Genomic DNA, 15,900 nt, shown 5'->3' with positions numbered 1-15,900 from the left:
GGCCGGGCCGGACCGGGGCAAGGAAGAGCCTCTGCCGAAGGGCATAGCCGACCGGGGCGGCCGGCCCGGCCCGCCCGGCTTGCGGCGCTCGGATCGCGACGAACCCGTGGCTGAACGCAGTGAAGTCCAACTACGGTTTCGATCGTGACCATTCGCATCCTCCTTGCCGACGACCAGGAAGCCGTACGCGTGGGATTCCGCCTCGTCCTGGATTCGCAACCGGACATGGAGGTGGTCGGCGAAGCCTCCGATGGTCTGCAAGCCGTCGAACTCGCCGCGGCATTGAACCCGGACGTCGTGCTGGCCGACATCCGCATGCCGCGGATGGACGGGCTGGAGGTCACCCGCCGGCTCGCCGGGCTCGACGCCACGTCTCCGATGCGGGTGGTGGTGGTGACGACATTCGAGCTCGACGAATACGTCCACACTGCGCTGAGCTACGGCGCTTGCGGCTTCCTGTTGAAACGGTCCGGGCCGACGCTGCTGGTGGAGGCAACGCGTGCCGCAATGGCGGGCGACACGCTGATCAGCCCTTCACTCACCGTCAACCTGCTGAAACACCATCGGAATGCCGGAAGACCCAAGGCCCCGAAACCGGTGGACGCCCTGACGAACCGGGAAACGGAGATCGCTGTTCTGGTCGCCAAGGGAATGACCAACGCGCAGATCGGGTCCGAACTGCTCATCTCGGCCGGTACGGCCAAAACTCATGTCGCCAGCATCCAGCGGAAGCTCGACGTCCGTAATCGAGTCGGCATCGCCGCGTGGGTCTGGGGCCACGGACTGGAGGAATGAGCTGGCGGGGGTACGACCGCCGTCTCGATGTCTGTTCTGGCGCTGCGTCGCCGGCGTGCTTCACGACTCTGATCTCCGAGGAAGCGGCGGCCCTGCCATCGGGCCGTCATGTGGGGGACGGCGTCTCGTCCCCGCGGCGACACCCTTCATTGAAATGGTGCTGCCGTGTTCAGAGATCACGCTGTCCTGGCGCGGGCCACGGGGTTCGCCGGGTCCGGTCTGGTTGCGCTCGGTGGGCTCGGCGCGGGGGCGTTGCCGGTCGGCGTTCCGTTCTTCGCGGGGCTCAAGCATGTGCGGATCGGGCTCGTCGGCGTCTACAGCGGCCTCGCCCTGCTGGTTCTGGCCTGGTGGTGGTACGGCCGGGTGACCCGGCACAGCCGCGCCGAGCAGGAGTGGTCGACGCTTGCCCTGTGGTCGGCGCCGTTGCTGGTGGCGCCGCCCCTGTTCAGCCGGGACGTCTACAGCTACCTCGTGCAGGGCGTGATGCTGGGTGACGGCTACGACGTCTACCGGGCCGGGCCGTCGGCGCTCGGTGGCTTCTTCGCCGCCCAGGTGCCCGAGATCTGGCAGCACACCCCCAGCCCGTACGGGCCGGTCTTCCTGTTCTTGGCCGACATGATGACCGCGCCCATCGGGGAGCACCTGCTGACCGGCGTGATCCTGATGCGGCTGCTGGCCGTGGCGGGACTGGCCCTCCTCGCCTACGTGATGCCCATGCTGGCCCGGCAGGCCGGGATCGATCCCGCTTCGGCGCTCTGGCTGGCCGTGCTCAACCCGCTCGTGCTGATCCATTTCGTCGGCGGCGCGCACAACGACGCCCTGATGGTGGGGCTGCTCGCCGCCGGGCTGGCCGCCGCGCTCCGGGACCGGCCGATCGTCGCCACCGTGCTGGTCGTGGGGGCGACGCTGGTCAAGGCCCCGGCCGGACTGGGGTTGGTGGCGATCGCGGTGATCTGGGCGGCGCGTCTGCCCGGGCGGTGGCCGCGGCTGCGCGCGTCGGCCGCGGTCGGTGTGACGGCGGCCGCCGCGACCGCCGTGTTCACGGTGGTCGCGGGCACGGGGTACGGCTGGGTCTCCGCCCTCGACACCCCGATCTCGCCGCAGAACCTGTCGCTGACGAACGTGCTGGCCCGCGTGACCGAGGGCGGCGTCGGCTTCTGGCGCTGGCTGGGTGTGCTCGCCGTCCTGGTCGTGGCCGGTCTGGTGTGGACTTACCGGAGCCGGTTGGGCCCGCTCTACGGTCTCGGCATCGTGCTGGTGGCGATCGTCGCGTTCGGCCCGGCGCTGCGCCCCTGGTATGTGATCTGGGGTCTGGTGCCGCTGGCCGCCGCGGCCGGGCAGCACTGGGTGCGGCACCTGCTGGCCGGCGCCTGCGCGGTCCTGGTGCTGGTGGTGTTGCCCGACGGGTTCGCCGCCGACGCGGAGCGGTTCCTGCTGGCGACTGTGGGCGCGCTGCTGGGCGTAGCCGTTTTCGCGGGCGTACGCCTGGCGAGTTCGCCCGCCGTCTACCGGGTGGCGGCTTCCCGATGAGACGACCGCTGAGCCCGTACGGGCAGATCTTGATCGTGGCCGTCGCGGCGCTGGCCGTCGGCGTGTTCCTGGTGACCGTGCCGACCTTCCGCGAGTTCTTCGACCTGGGCGTCTATCGCGGCGCGGTCCGTTACTGGCTGCTCGACGGGGGCGATCTCTACGACTTCCTCTACAACGACACCGAGTACGGCTTCACCTACCCGCCGTTCGCCGCGCTGGTCCTGAGCCCGCTCGCGTTGACCTCCTGGCCGGTCGCCGTGGCCGGCAGCATCGTCGTCAACACCGCGGCCGTGGTCCTGCTGCTGCGCTGGTTCGTCGCGCCGGTCGTGCGGCGGCACGGCCGGCCGATGTGGATGACCTGCTCGCTGGTGTTTCTGGCCGTGCTGGTGTTCGAGCCCGCCCGTGACACGTTCAGCTTCGGCCAGGTCAACCTGGTCCTGCTCCTGCTCGTCTGTCTCGACCTGCGGGCGCTGATCTCGGGCCGGCGGTGGGCGGGCGCCTTCATCGGCATCGCCTCGGCCATCAAGCTGACGCCCGTGGTTTTCATCGGCTACCTGATCGTGACCCGGCAGTATCGGGCGGCCGCGGTGGCCGCCGGCACCGCCGCGGGCGCCACCCTGCTGGCCGTCCTGGTCGCCCCGGCCACGTCGGCCCAGTTCTGGCTGGGCGCGCTGTGGGACACCGACCGCGTCGGCCGCCTCGAATACGTCTCCAACCAGTCGCTGCGCGGCGTCGTGGCCCGCCTCGAACTGCCGTCCGCGTTCTGGCCGGCCGCGGTGGCCCTGGTCCTGGCGCTGTGGTTCCTGCGCGTGCAGCGGGCCGACCACGTGGCCGGTTTCGCCGCGACGGGCATCGTGGCCTGCCTGATCAGCCCCGTCACCTGGGTGCATCACCTGGTCTGGCTGCTGCCCGCCCTGTTCCTGCTGACCGACGCCGCCCTGCGCGCCGGTTCCCGCCGCCGGCTGGCCGCCCTGTTCGCCGTCTACGTCATCCTGAGCAGCAGCGTCGTCTGGTTGTGGTGGGCGGGCGCCGACGGTTTCCTGGCCGCGATCGGCAGCAACACGTACGTGTGGATCAGCATCGGTCTGCTGGTGGCCCTGCCGTTCCGCACCGAGGATCGAGCCGACCGCCCGGGAGGCCGGTTATGGTCTCCCGCATGACCTCGGGCGACTTCTGGACGCACCTGCCCACCAAGCTGGTCGGCGCGGGCGCACTGCTCACCGATGACGCCGGCCGCTTCCTCGTGGTCGAACCCACCTACAAACCGGAGTGGGAGATCCCCGGCGGCGTCGTCGAGGCCGGCGAGTCACCCCGTACGGGCGTCCGGCGCGAACTGCGGGAGGAACTGGGCCTCGCCATCGACGTGACCGACCTGCTGGTCATCGACTGGTCGCCGCCCCCACCCGGTCAGCCCGGCCGCCCCGACGGCCTGATGCTCGTCTTCGACGCCGGCGTGCTCCCCGCCGACGAGGCCGCCCACATCACCCTGCCCGCCGACGAGCTACGCAGCCACCGCTGGTGCACCGACGCCGAAGCCGCCACCCTGCTGGCCCCGCGCCTGGCCCGCCGCATGACCGCCGCCCGGAAAGCCCGGGCCGCCGGCACCCTGCTCTATCTCGAGGAGGGCCGGTAGGGCTGCGGCCGGTTCCACCACAGGCTGAGCCCGACCGCCGTCACCACCAGCAGCGACGCCGCCAGCACGAACCAGAACGTGATCTCGACGTCCTGCTTGCGCAGGTTGAACTCGCGCGGCAGGTCGGTCAGCACGTCCACCAGCTGGTCGGCGTCCTCGGCCCGGAAGTAGCGCCCGCCCGTCGTGTCGGCCACCTGGGTCAGCGCCTGCTCGTCGATCTCCTGGTTGCGTCCGCCGCCCCGGCCGCCACCCCAGCCCCGGCCGCCGCCGAACGGGGAGTCGCCGCCGATCTGGTCGGCCGTGCACACCATCGGCGCCGGCTCGGTCGTGCCGAACCCGATCGTGTAGACCCGCACCCGCCGGGCCGCCGCCTGCTCGGCCGCGGTCTCCGGGTCGACGCCGGTGGTGTTGGACCCGTCGGTGAGCACGACGATCGTGTCCGGCTCGTAGTCGCCCAGCTGCCCCGGGCCGGTCAGCTCGACGCCCGTCTTGGCCACCCGCGGGTTGCTCTCCGCGATCGCGTCGATCGACGTCAGGATCGCCTGCCCGATGGCTGTGCCGCGGGCCGTCCGGAGGGTGTCGATGGCGTCGAGCAGCGAGTCCTTGTCGGTGGTGGGCGCGACCAGCAGACCGGCGATGCCGGAGAACGCGACCAGCCCGATCCGCGTGCCGTCCTCCTGCTCGCGGACGAATTTGCGGGCCGCGTCGGTGGCCACCGTGAACCGGTTGGGCTGCACGTCGGTCGAGCACATGGAGCCCGACACGTCGATCGCCAGCAGCACCGAGGTGCTGTTCGACGGCACCGAGACCGACGCCTCGGGCCGGGCCGCCGCGAACCCGAGAGCGAGCAGCGCGGCCAGGAACAACCAGACCGGGATGCGCCGCCGCCACGACGACCGCCCGGGCAGCGCGGCCCGGATCAGCGCGACGCTCGACACGGTGATCGCCGAGCGCTTGCGCCGCCGGTTGAACCACCAGCGGATCGCCAGCAGCAGCGGCACCGCGAGCAGCGCGGTCAGGGCCCACGGCCAGCTGAACGACATCAGACGATCCTTCCGTGCCAGCGGGTGCCGAGCACGGCCCCCAGCATGAGCAGCAGCAGGGCGGCGCCGGCGAACGGCGCGGTCAGCTCGAGCGGCTCCTTCTTGGCGGTCAGCCGCAGGTCGATCGACTTGGTCGTGTCGTTCAACGTGTTCGCGTCGCCGGCCGGCAGGTACGAGCCGCCGGTCGTCCGGGCCATCGCGGTCAGCAGCGACGCGTCGAGCGCGGTGCCGAGCTGGAACCCGTCCACCTCGACGGTCCCGCCGCGCTCGGTGCCCACCCCGACGGCCTGGATCCGGACGCCCGCGGCCGCGGCCAGCCCGGCCGCCGCCTCGACGTCGGGCCCGCCGGTCTCCTGCCCGTCCGAGAACACCACGATCGTCGCCGACGGCCAGTAGCCCAGATCGGGTGCGGGCGCTCCGTCCTCGGGCAGCGTGACCGGCTTGCCGGTGATCGTGCCCAGCGCGACCAGGATCGCCTGTCCGAGCGAGGTGCCGCCGCTCGCTGAGAGCCGCCCGATCGCGGCCAGCGCGGCGTCGTGGTCGTCGGTCGGGGCCTGGGTCAGCAGCGCCTGATCACCGAAGACGAGCACCCCCACGTCGACCGTGCCCGGCTGTTCCTCGACGAACTGTTTCGCCGCCGTCTGGGCCGCGGTGAGCCGCGACGGCGTCACGTCCTCGGCCCGCATGCTGTTCGACACGTCGAAAGCCAGCAGCACCGTCCCCGACACGCGGGGCGTGGTGACCTCCGCCGACGGGCGGCCCAGGCCCACGAGCAGGATCGGCAGGGCGAGCAGGATCAGCCCGTACGGGAGATGCCGTTTGATTCTCCCCGGCGGCGCCAACCCGGCCCGGCGCAGCGCCGCGGTTCGTCGTTTCTGCAGATTCCCGTACGCCGCCACGGCCGCGACGGTGACGAGCAGCGCGACCGCCGGCACAGCCGGATAGAGGAAGCTCACTCAGCGCCTCCGGCCCGAACGGCCGACCATGTCGACCAGCGCCGCCAGCAGGTCCTGATCGGTGGTGACGCGCTGGGCGCGGACCCCGGCCCGCCGCATGCCCGCGGCCAGCTCGTCCTCGCGGGCCCCGGCCTGCTCGGCCAGCCGCCCCCGCAGCAGCGGGTCGCTCGTGTCGACCAGCAGCTGCTCACCGGTCTCGGCGTCCTCGACCAGGATCACGCCGAGGTCGGGCAGCTCGACCTCGGCCGGGTCGACCACCCGGATCACCACGACCTCGTGCCGGTGGGTGAGCCGGGCCAGCGGCCGGTCCCAGCCGGGGTCGCCGATGAAGTCGCTCATCACGAAGACCAGGCTGCGCCGCTTGGCCGTGGTGGCCGCGGCCAGCTGCAGCATCGCCGACAGGTCGGTCGTCCGGCCCGGCTTGTCCGGGGGCGTGGGCCGCAGCAGCTCACGGGTGATCCGCAAGACCTGGTCGCGGCCGCCGCGGGGCGGGATCACGTGGTGGCTGAGGTTGTCGAACAGGATCGCCCCGACCCGGTTGCCACCCCGCGAGATCAGCCGCGCGATGCTCGCGGCCAGCTCGGTGGCCGTCGACTCCTTGCCTTTTTCGCGGCCGAACCGCATCGACGCCGACCGGTCGATCACCAGCCACGCCGTCAGCTCCCGATCCTCGGTGTACTGCCGCACGTACGGCTCGTCCAGCCGCGCGGTGACGTTCCAGTCGATGTGCCGCACGTCGTCCTCGGCCGCGTACAGCCGCAGGTCGGTGAAGTCGATGCCGGCGCCGTGCCACACCGTGCGGTAGTTGCCCTGCAGCCGCCCGTCGAGGCGCCGGCCGAGCCGCCACTCCAGGCGCCGGAGCAGCCGGTCCGGGGCCGGCGTCATGTCAGCGTCCCCGCCCGGCCGGCTCGGGAACCGCCACGTTGGCCAGGACCTTCTGCAGGATCACGTCGGCCGTCACATCGTCCGAGAGCGCCTCGTACGACAGCACGAGCCGATGCCGCATCACGTCCAGCGCCAAATCGGTCAGATCTTCCGGTACGACGTATTCGCGTCCCCGGATGAACGCGAGCGCACGGCCCGCCAGCACGAGGCTGATCGACGAGCGGGGACTCGCCCCGAACGTCACGTACCGGGTCAGGTCGGTCAGGCCGATGCGCGCCGGTTCTCGGGTGGCGTGGGCCAGCTGCACCGCGAACTCGATCAGCGACGGGTCGACGTACACCTGGTCGGCCTGTCGTTGCAGCCCGACGAGCGTCTCGGGGTCGATGATGCGCTGGATGACCGCGGCCGTGCCGAGCGCCCGCTCGACGACGACGAACTCCTCGGTCACGCTCGGATAGCCGACGACCACCTTCATCATGAACCGGTCGGTCTGCGCCTCCGGCAGCGGATAGGTGCCCTCGGTCTCGATCGGGTTCTGCGTGGCCATGACCAGGAACGGGTTGGGCACCTTGTGGGTGTCGCGACCGATCGTGACCTGCCGTTCCTGCATGACCTCGAGCAGCGCCGACTGCACCTTCGCGGGCGCCCGGTTGATCTCGTCGGCCAGCAGCAGGTTGGTGAAGACCGGGCCCAGCTGCACCTGGAACTCCCCGGTGGGCTGGTGATAGACACGGGTGCCCACGATGTCGGCCGGCACCAGGTCGGGGGTGAACTGCACCCGGTGGAACTCGCCGCCGATCGCCTCGGCCAGCGACTTCACGGCCAGCGTCTTGGCCAGACCGGGCACCCCCTCGACCAGGATGTGCCCCCGCGCCAGCAGCGCCACGAGCAGCCGCTCGAGCAGCATGTCCTGACCCACGATGGTCTTCTTGACCTCGTAGAGCACCTTCTCGACGGGTCCGGCCGAGGCCGGCGGGGCGTCGGTCCAGTGGTAGGCGCCGCGTGCCGGCATGTTCATCCGTCCGTCCCTCTGTTCTTCCAGGTCCTACAGCGGTGGGTTCTGCCCGTCGCCCGCGCCGGCCCCCAGCGCGGAGCCGATCGGGACGGCGAAGCCGATGCCGATGAAAGTGCCGGCGTCGGTCGGGTTGGCCAGGGCGACCACGACCGCGATGACCTGGCCTTGATCGTTGATGAGGGGCCCGCCCGAACTGCCCGGGTTGACCGCCGCGTCGAACTGGATGAGCCCTGCGATGTCGCCGCCCCGGTCACGGCTGAGCGTTCGCTCCAGCCCGGAGACGACGCCGCTGGTCGTGGTCGCGGTCAGCCCCAGCGGGTTGCCGATGGCCACCACGTCGTCGCCGATCCCGGCGCCACCGCCGAGCACCGCGGGCACCAACGTCTCGGGCAGTTTCTCCGGGGTGAGGGTCGCGATGTCCTGCTTCTGGTCCTGCGAGGCCACCGCGGCCGGCGACTCGGTGCCGTCCGCGTACGAGACCGTGATGCTCCTGGCTCCCTCGATCACGTGGAAAGCCGTGAGAATGGTGCCGTCGGCGTTGACGATCGTGCCCGTCCCCGAGTCGGCGCCCTGCCCGCTTCCGGTCGCCTTGATCAGCACCACCGAGGGGCGCAACGCCTGATAGACCTGCGGCACAGTGAGCGGTCCCTCCGACGAGGGCGCCGCGGAGGGAAGACCTTGGGCCGGCGCCTCGGAGCCGCCGCTTCCGCCCCGGAACAGCACGACACCCGTGATGGCCACGGCCCACACGACGACCGCGCCGATGAGGAGCTTGCGCCGCAATTCCGCCCTTTTCCACCAGGCGGGCGGCCGCGGTTCCGCGGCCGTGGGTGGTGTCTGCTCACCGCCCGCGGGCCGGAGCACCTCCATCTCCATCCATCGACTGTAGGAGCGATTTCTCAAAACTCCATCAACGAGTGCCGTTTGTGCCCATCCGCGAACGCTGTGAATGTTTCGGCCGGAGCGGGTTCGCGGCGTAAGCAGTAGTTCTCCGGAAGGAGTCACCGAGGCCATGGTGGGCGGACAAGACGTGGGCCGGGCTTGACCCTGTGCCTACAACAGGCTGTGAGATCGCACCCGTACGTGTGGCGGCCCCGCTGACAACGGGCGCCGCATCGGCTCGGAAGGGGAGACATGAATATCACGGTGATCGGACGAGGCACTCTCGGTGGCGGACTGGCCGGCCGGTGGGAGAGCAGCGGGCACCACGTGACCCGGCTCGGGCGGGGTGGTGGCGACGTCGGCGCTTCGGAGGTGGTGCTGCTCGCCGTGCCCGGGGACGTGGTGGAGGCGGCCCTGGCCTCGGTCGTCGGGCTCGAGGGCCGGACGGTGCTCGACGCCACGAACCTCTACGGCGGCGCCAAACCTCCGGCCGGATTCGCCTCGAACGCCGAGTTCGTCAAGTCGGTGACCGGCGGCCCGACGGCCAAAGCGTTCAACGCCAACTTCGCTTCGCTCTTCGACCGGGTGATCGATGCCCGGGCCTGGCCGAGCAACCTGTGGTCCGGCGACGACGAGACGCAGGACGTGGTCGAGCAGCTCAGTCACGAAGCGGGCTACGAAGCGGTCCGCCTGGGTCAGCTGACCGCGGCCTCGACCCAGGAGGGTCTGGCCGGCGTGCTGTTCGGCATCGCCCGGTCCGGGCTGGGCGAGTTCGTCTACCGGATGGCGCCGCCGGAGAAGCTCTGAGCTGCGTACGACAGTTTCCTTTCGTCCGGTGGGGGCATTAGCCGGATATGAGCCAAGCCACGATGCGCCTGCGGGAACCCCACCGTCATCGCTGGCCGGCGCTGGCCGGGTTCGGGGTGGCGGTGTTCGTGGCGGCCGCGATCGGTGGGCTCGGCGTGTCCGGCACCAGCTCCGAGTACAACGGTCTGGAGCAGCCCGCCTGGGCCCCGCCGTCGTGGTTGTTCGGGCCGGTCTGGACCGTGCTCTACGTCATGATCGCTGTGGCCGGCTGGCTGGCCTGGCAGCGCGTGGGCTTCACGCTGCCGCTGTGGCTCTATTCGGCGCAGCTCGTGCTCAACGCGATCTGGACGCCGCTGTTCTTCGGCGCCGGGCAGTACGGTCTGGCCTTCGCCGACATCGTCGCGATGTGGCTGCTGATCGGGGCCACGGTGGTGTCGTTCTGGCGCGTGCGCCGCGCGGCCGCCCTGCTTCTGCTGCCGTACTGGGCCTGGGTCAGCTACGCCGCGGCGCTCAACCTGGCGATCTGGCAGCTCAACACGTAAGACCGCAAAAACTGATGCCAACTTCGCTCTGTGTCTTCCCTTGAGGACGGTCGTCACCGCATGATGATCGCGGGGACACTATGAGTGAAACTGGGCTACCGCAGAGTGTGTTGACCGAGATCGGCAGTCCGATCCGGGAGTCTCGTCTGGCCGGGATCGACGGGCTGGCCCGGCTGGCCCGGGGCGCCGACCTCACGCTGGCGCATGCCGCCCGGCAGGCGTTGCAGCAGATGACCGAGGACGACAGCCGCGCCGTTTCGGCTGCCGCGACCGCCGCGCTGGAACGGACTTCCGTACGGCTTGACCCCGAGCGCATCGATTTCGGCACGGTCGCCGCCGAGACGCCGCGCCTGGTCGCCGACGTGCGGGTCGAGGGCCCACCGCTGGCCGTCGCCGGGGCCACTGTCACCGTGTCGGGGCCGGGCCTGCGCGCGATGCTGCACGAGCGCACGCTGCGGATCATGTGGTTGCCCCGTTCGGACTGGCTGGACGGCTCGGTGACCGTGCGCGGCCCGGCGGGCTGGGCCGACGTCCGCGTCACGGGCCAGGTCGCCGGCGCCGCGGTCCCGTTCGCGGCCGCCACCAGCGCGCCGGCCGCCCGGAACGACTACGGCACCTCGCGCGGCGGCGAACCCGAGGGTCTGCGCACGTACGACGGGGGCATGGTGGCCGGCGGCTACGGCCCGGCCCGCGTCACCGTTCTGCCCGCGCCGCCCCCGCCGGCCCGGCGCCAGATCGGCACCACGATCCTCGTCGCGATCCTCACCTCGCTGGTCGTGCTGGGCGGGGCGGGGGTCGCGATGACCCTGCTCGACGATCGCCGCGAACCGAGTGCCCCGCTCGTGGCCGCGCCGGCGCCCACCGAGCAGCCCGCCACCGCCCAGCTCAAGGAGACGCCGGCCCCCGCGATCTCGAAGGTTCCGCTGGCCGCCGCGCGGGTCAAGAGCGTCGCCCGGCCGCTGGTGGTCGGCACGATCCGGGTCGGGGCCGAGCCCGAGGGCGTGGTGGTCTCACCCGACGGCCGTACGGTCTATGTCGCCAACCAGAACAGCCGCATCCTGTCGGTCGTGGACGCCGCAACCCGCAAGGTCTCCTCGGTGCAGCTGCGCAACACGCCGCGTTTCGTGGCCGTGTCGCGGGACGGCCGGACGGTGTTCGCCTCCATGTACGAGGACGACAAGCACACCGGCAGCGGCGTGGCGGTCGTCGACGCGGCCAGCCGCAAGGTCGTGCGCTACCTGGACACCGGTCACATGCCGTACACGCTGGCTGTGGCGCCCGACAACAAGCTCTGGGTGCCGATCCACAGCGACGGGCGGCTCGAGATCTTCAGCCCAGGCACGCTGCGGATGGAGTCGGAGTTGCCGGTGCGCCCGAACCCGCACGCGGTGGGCTTCTCCGGCGACCAGATGCGCGCGTTCACGGCCAACCACGAGTCCAACGCGGTCTCGGTGATCGACATGCGGTCCAACACGGTGATCCGCAACATCGGGGTGTCGAAGGCGCCGCACAGCATCGCGGTCTCCCCGGACGGGCGGATGGCGCTGGTCGCGGGTTACGAGGCCGACACGGCCGACCTGATCGACACGGTCACCCTCAAACGCACCGGCCCGTTCAAGGTCGGCCGGGATCCGCAGAGCGTTGCCTTCTCGACCGACAGCCGGTACGGATATGTCGTGAACGAGCTCGACGGCACGGTCTCGGTCCTCAACGGCCGCACCGGCACGGTCACCGCGACGATCAAAGTCGGCAAGAGCCCCCGTACGGTCGGGGTCTCGCCCGACGGCCGCCTGGCGTACGTGTCAAACGGCGGCGACAACACGATCTCCGTCCTCAAAGTAGGGCAGTAGTGAGCCGACGCGACCGCACGGCCGGCGAGGTGCTGGTCCGGCGGCTGTTCGCTGAGCACGGGGCGGCCCTGCTGGCGTACGCGACCCGGCTCAGCGGCGACCGTGCGCGGGCCGAGGAGATCGTTCGCGAAACGTTGCTGCGCGCCTGGTCGCAGAGCGAAGCCCTCAGTGAGGACAGGGGAGCCGTACGGGCGCATCTTTTCCCGATCGTCCGCGCCGTGGCCACCGAGCAGGGCGTGCCGGCGGTGCCGGCCGGGCCGATGGGGATGCTCGTCGCCGTCGGCACCCTTGCGCCCGAACAACGCGAGGTATTGAACCAGTTGTACTTCCAGGGGCGTGACGTCAAAGAGGCGGCGGCGTCGCTCGGTCTTCCGGCCGAGACGGTGAAGTCCCGCAGCTATCAGGCGTTGCGCCGGTTGCGGGAGGCGGTGCACGCCGCCGAACCGACGGGAGTCACATGAACGGGCACCAGACCGAGCAGCTCGGGGCGTACGCCCTGGGGGTGCTCGACGACGACGAGTGGGCGGCCGTGCACGCCCACGTCGAGGACTGCCCGCAGTGCCGTCGCGAAGTGGGCGACCTGCGGGAGATGGAGGAGCGGCTGGGCGAGATCCCGCCCGAGGCGTTCCTGGAGGGCCCGCCCCCCGACGGCGAGATGCTGCTGCACAAGACTTTGCGGCAGGTCCGCGACGAGCGTCGCGGGCACGATCGGCGGCGCGGTGCGCTGTGGACGCTGGCCGGGGTCGCGGCGGCGGTGGTGGCGCTGGCCGGCGGCCTGTACGCGGGCCGGACGACAGCGCCCGAGCCGGATGCGCAGACGGTGGCGGCAGCGGCCGGTGCGGCCGCACCCCGGGTCCTGACCGCGCTCGACAAGACAACCGGCACCGCCGTGAACGTGACGATGACCCCGGCCGCGGGCTGGGTGCGGCTCAGCGCCACGGTGGCCGGGGTGCCCGCCGGCTCCCAGTGCCGCCTGTTCGTCGTGGCCAACGACGGGCGCCGCGAGTTCGCCGGCAGCTGGCTGGTCAGCGAGGCCGCAGCGAGTGAGGGCACCACCGTCGACGGCAGCGCGCTGGTGGCTCCGGCCGACGTGGCAGCGGTTCAGGTGGAGACGTACGCGGGACAGGTTCTGGCCACGGCCACTATCTAGAACAGCCCGGCACGCATATCATCAAATCGTGGTTGCTCGATCGACTCAGCGTGACGGCGTCTGGTCCCGGCAATGACCGGCGCCGGATGGGTCGCGTTGTCGATCGTCATCTTCGGCTCGCTCTGTTACGCGACCGCCTCGATCCTGCAGGCCCTCGGCGCCCGCAAGAGCAGTGGCACGGCCCAGACCATGGCCCACCCGCTCTACCTGGCCGGCATCTTCTTCGACATCCTGGCCTGGGTCGGCGCCATCATCGCGTTGCAGTCGCTCGCGGTCTACGTCGTCGAGTCCATCCTGGCCGGGTCGCTCGCGCTGACCGTGCTCGGCGCGCGCATCTGGCTCGGATCCCGCCTGCGCAAGCGCGACTCCGCAGCCGTTCTCGTCACGATCGTCTCGCTGACCTTCCTGGCGCTCTCGGCCGCCCCCCAGCACGAGGTGCACACCCCCGGCGAGCTGCGCTTCGCGTTGTGCGGCGCGGCCGCCGCGATGGTGCTGGTCGGCTACGGCGCCGTCAAGGTCGACGCGCCCGGCGGGGTCATCGCGGCCTGCGCCGGCCTCTCGCTCGGCGGCGCTGCCCTGGTCGGGCGCTCGCTGCCGATCCCCGAGGGCGCGGGGGCCGGTGAGACCGCGCTGACCCTGCTCACCGAGCCGCTCACCGCCGCGCTGCTGGTCTTCGCGGGCACCGGCATGACCCTGTACGCCCATGCGTTGCAGCACGGCGACGTCGGCCCGGTCACCGCGATCCACTGGACGGCCGAGGTGATGGCGCCGTCCGTCGTGGCCGTGGTCTTCCTCGGCGACACGGTCCGCGAGGGCTGGCTGCTGCCCGCGGGCATCGCCTGCGTGCTCACCGTCGGTGCCGCGATCGTGCTGGCCACCGCGCCCGCCACCCACGCCACCCACGTGGAGGGGGCCCCGGCCGAGGAGCCGGCCAAGGCGTTGCCGCCGCAGGCCCCCCGGCCCGCGCTGGGTGCACCCCCGTTGCCCGTGCTGCCCCAGCCGACCGGCGAGCGGGTCATCTGGTGGGGCCCGCCGCCGATCTGGCGCCCGCCGGACCGGGGGCGGCCGGTCGAGCCGAGCTACCGTGCCCTGGCCCTCCCGGCCGCCGCCCCCCGGTTCGTGTGGGCCGCCCCGCCGTCGTCACGCCGTCGCTAGCACTGCCACGTCCGGGGTTCGGAGAGCCCGTTGTCGTCCTGCGCACTGGTGTGCCCGACGATCAGGCCCGTGTTGGAGACGCCCCGTGGGAAGACGTCACGGCCCTTCGGGACGGGCAATTCGAGCGGCTCGCCGTTGCGGAACGCCGTGCCCGTGGACACCACCCACCCGTCCTTGTTGACGGCGTCACCCGGACCGGGGCCGTCGAGCTTGGTGAGTTCGCCGGTCCGCAGGTCCCACAGGACGGCCTTACCGTCCGAGTTGCCGCGCCACAGGCCGCCGGTGGCCCAGTTGCCCTCGGCCGCGTAGGCGATCGCCCGGCTGTCGTCCGGCGCGGTCAGCTTGCGGCCCTTGCCGGTGAGATCCCACGCGTACGCCTCCCGGCCCTCGCCGTCGACGAAGGTGCCGCCGACAATGGTGCCGTCGTCGGTGATGTCGTAGACGTTGGCCTCCGTCGGCAACGGCAGCTTGACCGCGGTCGTCGTGCCCGCCTTCCAGTACAGCGCGATGCTGTCCTTGCCCTCGATGTTGCCCTCGGGCTCGGCGTTGATCACGATGTCGCCCGCGGCGTTCATCATCGGCCACGGGTAGACGTGCCACCGGCCGGACGGCGGCTTCAGCCGGGTGAAGCGGCCGTTGTCGTACCGGAAGACGTAGTCGCTGTTGCCCTCGGTGGCCAGACCGGCCACCACACCGCGCGCGTTCACGGTCGTCAGCTGAACCGACTTCTCCTTCTGGGGCAGTCGCTTGGGCACACCATCCGTCCACAGGATCGGCCGGAAATCCTGGCCCGCGCTGTCGTGGCCGATGATGTAGCGCCCCGAGGGGTCGACACCGTCCGCCGTGGCCTCCTTCGCGCCCGGCGGCAGACGCAGCGCCTTGCTGGTGCAGGCGACGGTCCTCGCCGACGGCGTCCCGGCGACGACCGCGGCCGTCGGCGGGGGTGGCGCAGCGTCCCGCATCACCAGGGGCACCGCCACCACGACGCCCGTGGTCGCGAGCGCCACCCCGCCCGCCGCCTGCCACGTGCGGCGGCGAAAGGACCGGCGCCGCCCCGCCTCCAGCAGGGCCTCCGCCTCCAACCGGCTGGGCGGTGCGGTGATCGCTTCGAGCTGCTCCCGCAGTTGCTGTTCGTCGTCGTTCACGACCGCTCCCTTTCGGCCACCCGGGCCATCGCTCCGCGGAGAGTGGCCAGCCCACGCGCGCACTGGCTCTTGACGTTGCCGGTCGAGCAGCCCAGCGCCTCGGCCGTCTGCTCGACGGTCAGGTCGCTGAAATAGCGCAGCACCACCACTGCTCGTTGCCCCTTGGGCAGCGCCCGCAGCGCGGCGACCAGCACATCCCGCTCACCGAACCCGGCGTCGGCCCCCGGCGCGGCCTCCGCCGCGTCCGGCACGTGATCGCCCAGCAACACCCGCGACCACCGGCGGCGACGCTCGTCCAGGTAACGCCGCACCATGATCCGGTGGACGTACCCGTCGAGGTTGTCGGCCTTGGCCGCCCGGCGCCAGTGCACGTAGAGCGCGGTCAGCGTGGCCTGCACGATGTCGTCGGCCTGATGCGCGTCCGCGCACAGCATGTACGCCATGCGGTGCAGGCGCGGCAGCCGCACCCGCACATATTCGACGTACTCCCGATCCTCGTCGGCCCGCATCCG

The 15,900-nt window shown here is 71.6% G+C and carries 17 protein-coding genes; 10 read left to right on the top strand and 7 right to left on the bottom strand.

Features of this window, described 5'->3' with window-relative positions:
• Nucleotides 1–144 precede the first annotated feature (144 nt).
• From BKA14_RS25415 to BKA14_RS25400, 4 genes are all read left to right on the top strand, one after another.
• The gene (locus BKA14_RS25415) at nucleotides 145–795 is read left to right on the top strand and encodes a response regulator (RefSeq protein ID WP_184953372.1); all 651 of its coding nucleotides are present in this window, start codon (nucleotides 145–147) and stop codon (nucleotides 793–795) included.
• 165 nt (nucleotides 796–960) lie between these two features.
• Nucleotides 961–2,325 carry a polyprenol phosphomannose-dependent alpha 1,6 mannosyltransferase MptB gene (gene mptB / locus BKA14_RS25410; RefSeq protein WP_184953371.1) on the top strand — a complete coding sequence of 455 codons (1,365 nt, stop codon included), beginning with the start codon at nucleotides 961–963 and terminating at the stop codon, nucleotides 2,323–2,325.
• On the top strand, nucleotides 2,322–3,485 hold the full coding sequence (locus BKA14_RS25405; RefSeq protein ID WP_184953370.1) for a glycosyltransferase 87 family protein: 1,164 nt from the start codon (nucleotides 2,322–2,324) through the stop codon (nucleotides 3,483–3,485). The genes mptB and BKA14_RS25405 overlap by 4 nt, the downstream gene beginning before the upstream one ends.
• The gene (locus BKA14_RS25400; protein ID WP_184953369.1) at nucleotides 3,482–3,958 is read left to right on the top strand and encodes an NUDIX domain-containing protein; all 477 of its coding nucleotides are present in this window, start codon (nucleotides 3,482–3,484) and stop codon (nucleotides 3,956–3,958) included. Before BKA14_RS25405 ends, BKA14_RS25400 begins: the two co-directional genes overlap by 4 nt.
• Here BKA14_RS25400 and BKA14_RS25395 read toward each other — a convergent pair.
• Genes BKA14_RS25395 through BKA14_RS25375 form a run of 5 tightly spaced genes read right to left on the bottom strand, consistent with a single transcriptional unit; the run spans nucleotide 3,937 to nucleotide 8,733 of the window.
• On the bottom strand, nucleotides 3,937–5,001 hold the full coding sequence (locus BKA14_RS25395; RefSeq protein WP_184953368.1) for a vWA domain-containing protein: 1,065 nt from the start codon (nucleotides 4,999–5,001) through the stop codon (nucleotides 3,937–3,939). The two genes, BKA14_RS25400 and BKA14_RS25395, sit on opposite strands and share 22 nt — an antisense overlap.
• On the bottom strand, nucleotides 5,001–5,957 hold the full coding sequence (locus BKA14_RS25390) for a vWA domain-containing protein (RefSeq protein ID WP_184953367.1): 957 nt from the start codon (nucleotides 5,955–5,957) through the stop codon (nucleotides 5,001–5,003). Before BKA14_RS25390 ends, BKA14_RS25395 begins: the two co-directional genes overlap by 1 nt.
• On the bottom strand, nucleotides 5,958–6,842 hold the full coding sequence (locus tag BKA14_RS25385) for a DUF58 domain-containing protein (RefSeq protein ID WP_184953366.1): 885 nt from the start codon (nucleotides 6,840–6,842) through the stop codon (nucleotides 5,958–5,960).
• Between the two features lies 1 nt (nucleotide 6,843).
• Entirely contained in the window at nucleotides 6,844–7,860 is a 1,017-nt protein-coding gene (locus BKA14_RS25380) for an AAA family ATPase (RefSeq protein ID WP_438861902.1), read from the bottom strand.
• A 27-nt stretch (nucleotides 7,861–7,887) separates the two neighbouring features.
• Nucleotides 7,888–8,733: a S1C family serine protease gene (locus BKA14_RS25375; RefSeq protein ID WP_239093475.1), complete on the bottom strand. Its 846-nt coding sequence runs from the start codon at nucleotides 8,731–8,733 to the stop codon at nucleotides 7,888–7,890.
• A gap of 258 nt (nucleotides 8,734–8,991) precedes the next feature.
• Between BKA14_RS25375 and BKA14_RS25370 the strand changes: the two genes are divergently transcribed.
• From BKA14_RS25370 to BKA14_RS25345, 6 genes are all read left to right on the top strand, one after another.
• Nucleotides 8,992–9,546 (top strand): NAD(P)-binding domain-containing protein, encoded by a 555-nt coding sequence (locus tag BKA14_RS25370; protein WP_184953365.1) that lies wholly within the window; start codon nucleotides 8,992–8,994, stop codon nucleotides 9,544–9,546.
• 47 nt (nucleotides 9,547–9,593) lie between these two features.
• A complete protein-coding gene (locus tag BKA14_RS25365; protein ID WP_184953364.1) occupies nucleotides 9,594–10,088 on the top strand; it encodes a TspO/MBR family protein in 495 nt (164 codons plus the stop codon).
• 107 nt (nucleotides 10,089–10,195) lie between these two features.
• The gene (locus tag BKA14_RS25360) at nucleotides 10,196–11,938 is read left to right on the top strand and encodes a beta-propeller fold lactonase family protein (RefSeq protein ID WP_239093473.1); all 1,743 of its coding nucleotides are present in this window, start codon (nucleotides 10,196–10,198) and stop codon (nucleotides 11,936–11,938) included.
• Nucleotides 11,938–12,399 carry a sigma factor-like helix-turn-helix DNA-binding protein gene (locus tag BKA14_RS25355; protein WP_184953362.1) on the top strand — a complete coding sequence of 154 codons (462 nt, stop codon included), beginning with the start codon at nucleotides 11,938–11,940 and terminating at the stop codon, nucleotides 12,397–12,399. The genes BKA14_RS25360 and BKA14_RS25355 overlap by 1 nt, the downstream gene beginning before the upstream one ends.
• Entirely contained in the window at nucleotides 12,396–13,088 is a 693-nt protein-coding gene (locus BKA14_RS25350) for an anti-sigma factor family protein (RefSeq protein WP_184953361.1), read from the top strand. The genes BKA14_RS25355 and BKA14_RS25350 overlap by 4 nt, the downstream gene beginning before the upstream one ends.
• Nucleotides 13,089–13,160: 72 nt before the next feature.
• On the top strand, nucleotides 13,161–14,243 hold the full coding sequence (locus BKA14_RS25345; RefSeq protein ID WP_184953360.1) for a hypothetical protein: 1,083 nt from the start codon (nucleotides 13,161–13,163) through the stop codon (nucleotides 14,241–14,243).
• Here the strand turns inward: BKA14_RS25345 and BKA14_RS25340 are convergent.
• Nucleotides 14,240–15,388 (bottom strand): hypothetical protein, encoded by a 1,149-nt coding sequence (locus BKA14_RS25340; RefSeq protein ID WP_184953359.1) that lies wholly within the window; start codon nucleotides 15,386–15,388, stop codon nucleotides 14,240–14,242. The genes BKA14_RS25345 and BKA14_RS25340 overlap by 4 nt on opposite strands.
• Nucleotides 15,385–15,897, bottom strand: a complete 513-nt coding sequence (locus tag BKA14_RS25335) for a SigE family RNA polymerase sigma factor (RefSeq protein ID WP_184953358.1) — start codon at nucleotides 15,895–15,897, stop codon at nucleotides 15,385–15,387. Before BKA14_RS25335 ends, BKA14_RS25340 begins: the two co-directional genes overlap by 4 nt.
• Nucleotides 15,898–15,900 lie beyond the last annotated feature (3 nt).

The sequence above is a fragment of the Paractinoplanes abujensis genome (genome assembly GCF_014204895.1).
In the GTDB taxonomy this organism is placed as follows: Bacteria; Actinomycetota; Actinomycetes; order Mycobacteriales; family Micromonosporaceae; genus Actinoplanes; species Actinoplanes abujensis.
This window is presented reverse-complemented; position numbering and strand designations above follow the sequence as displayed.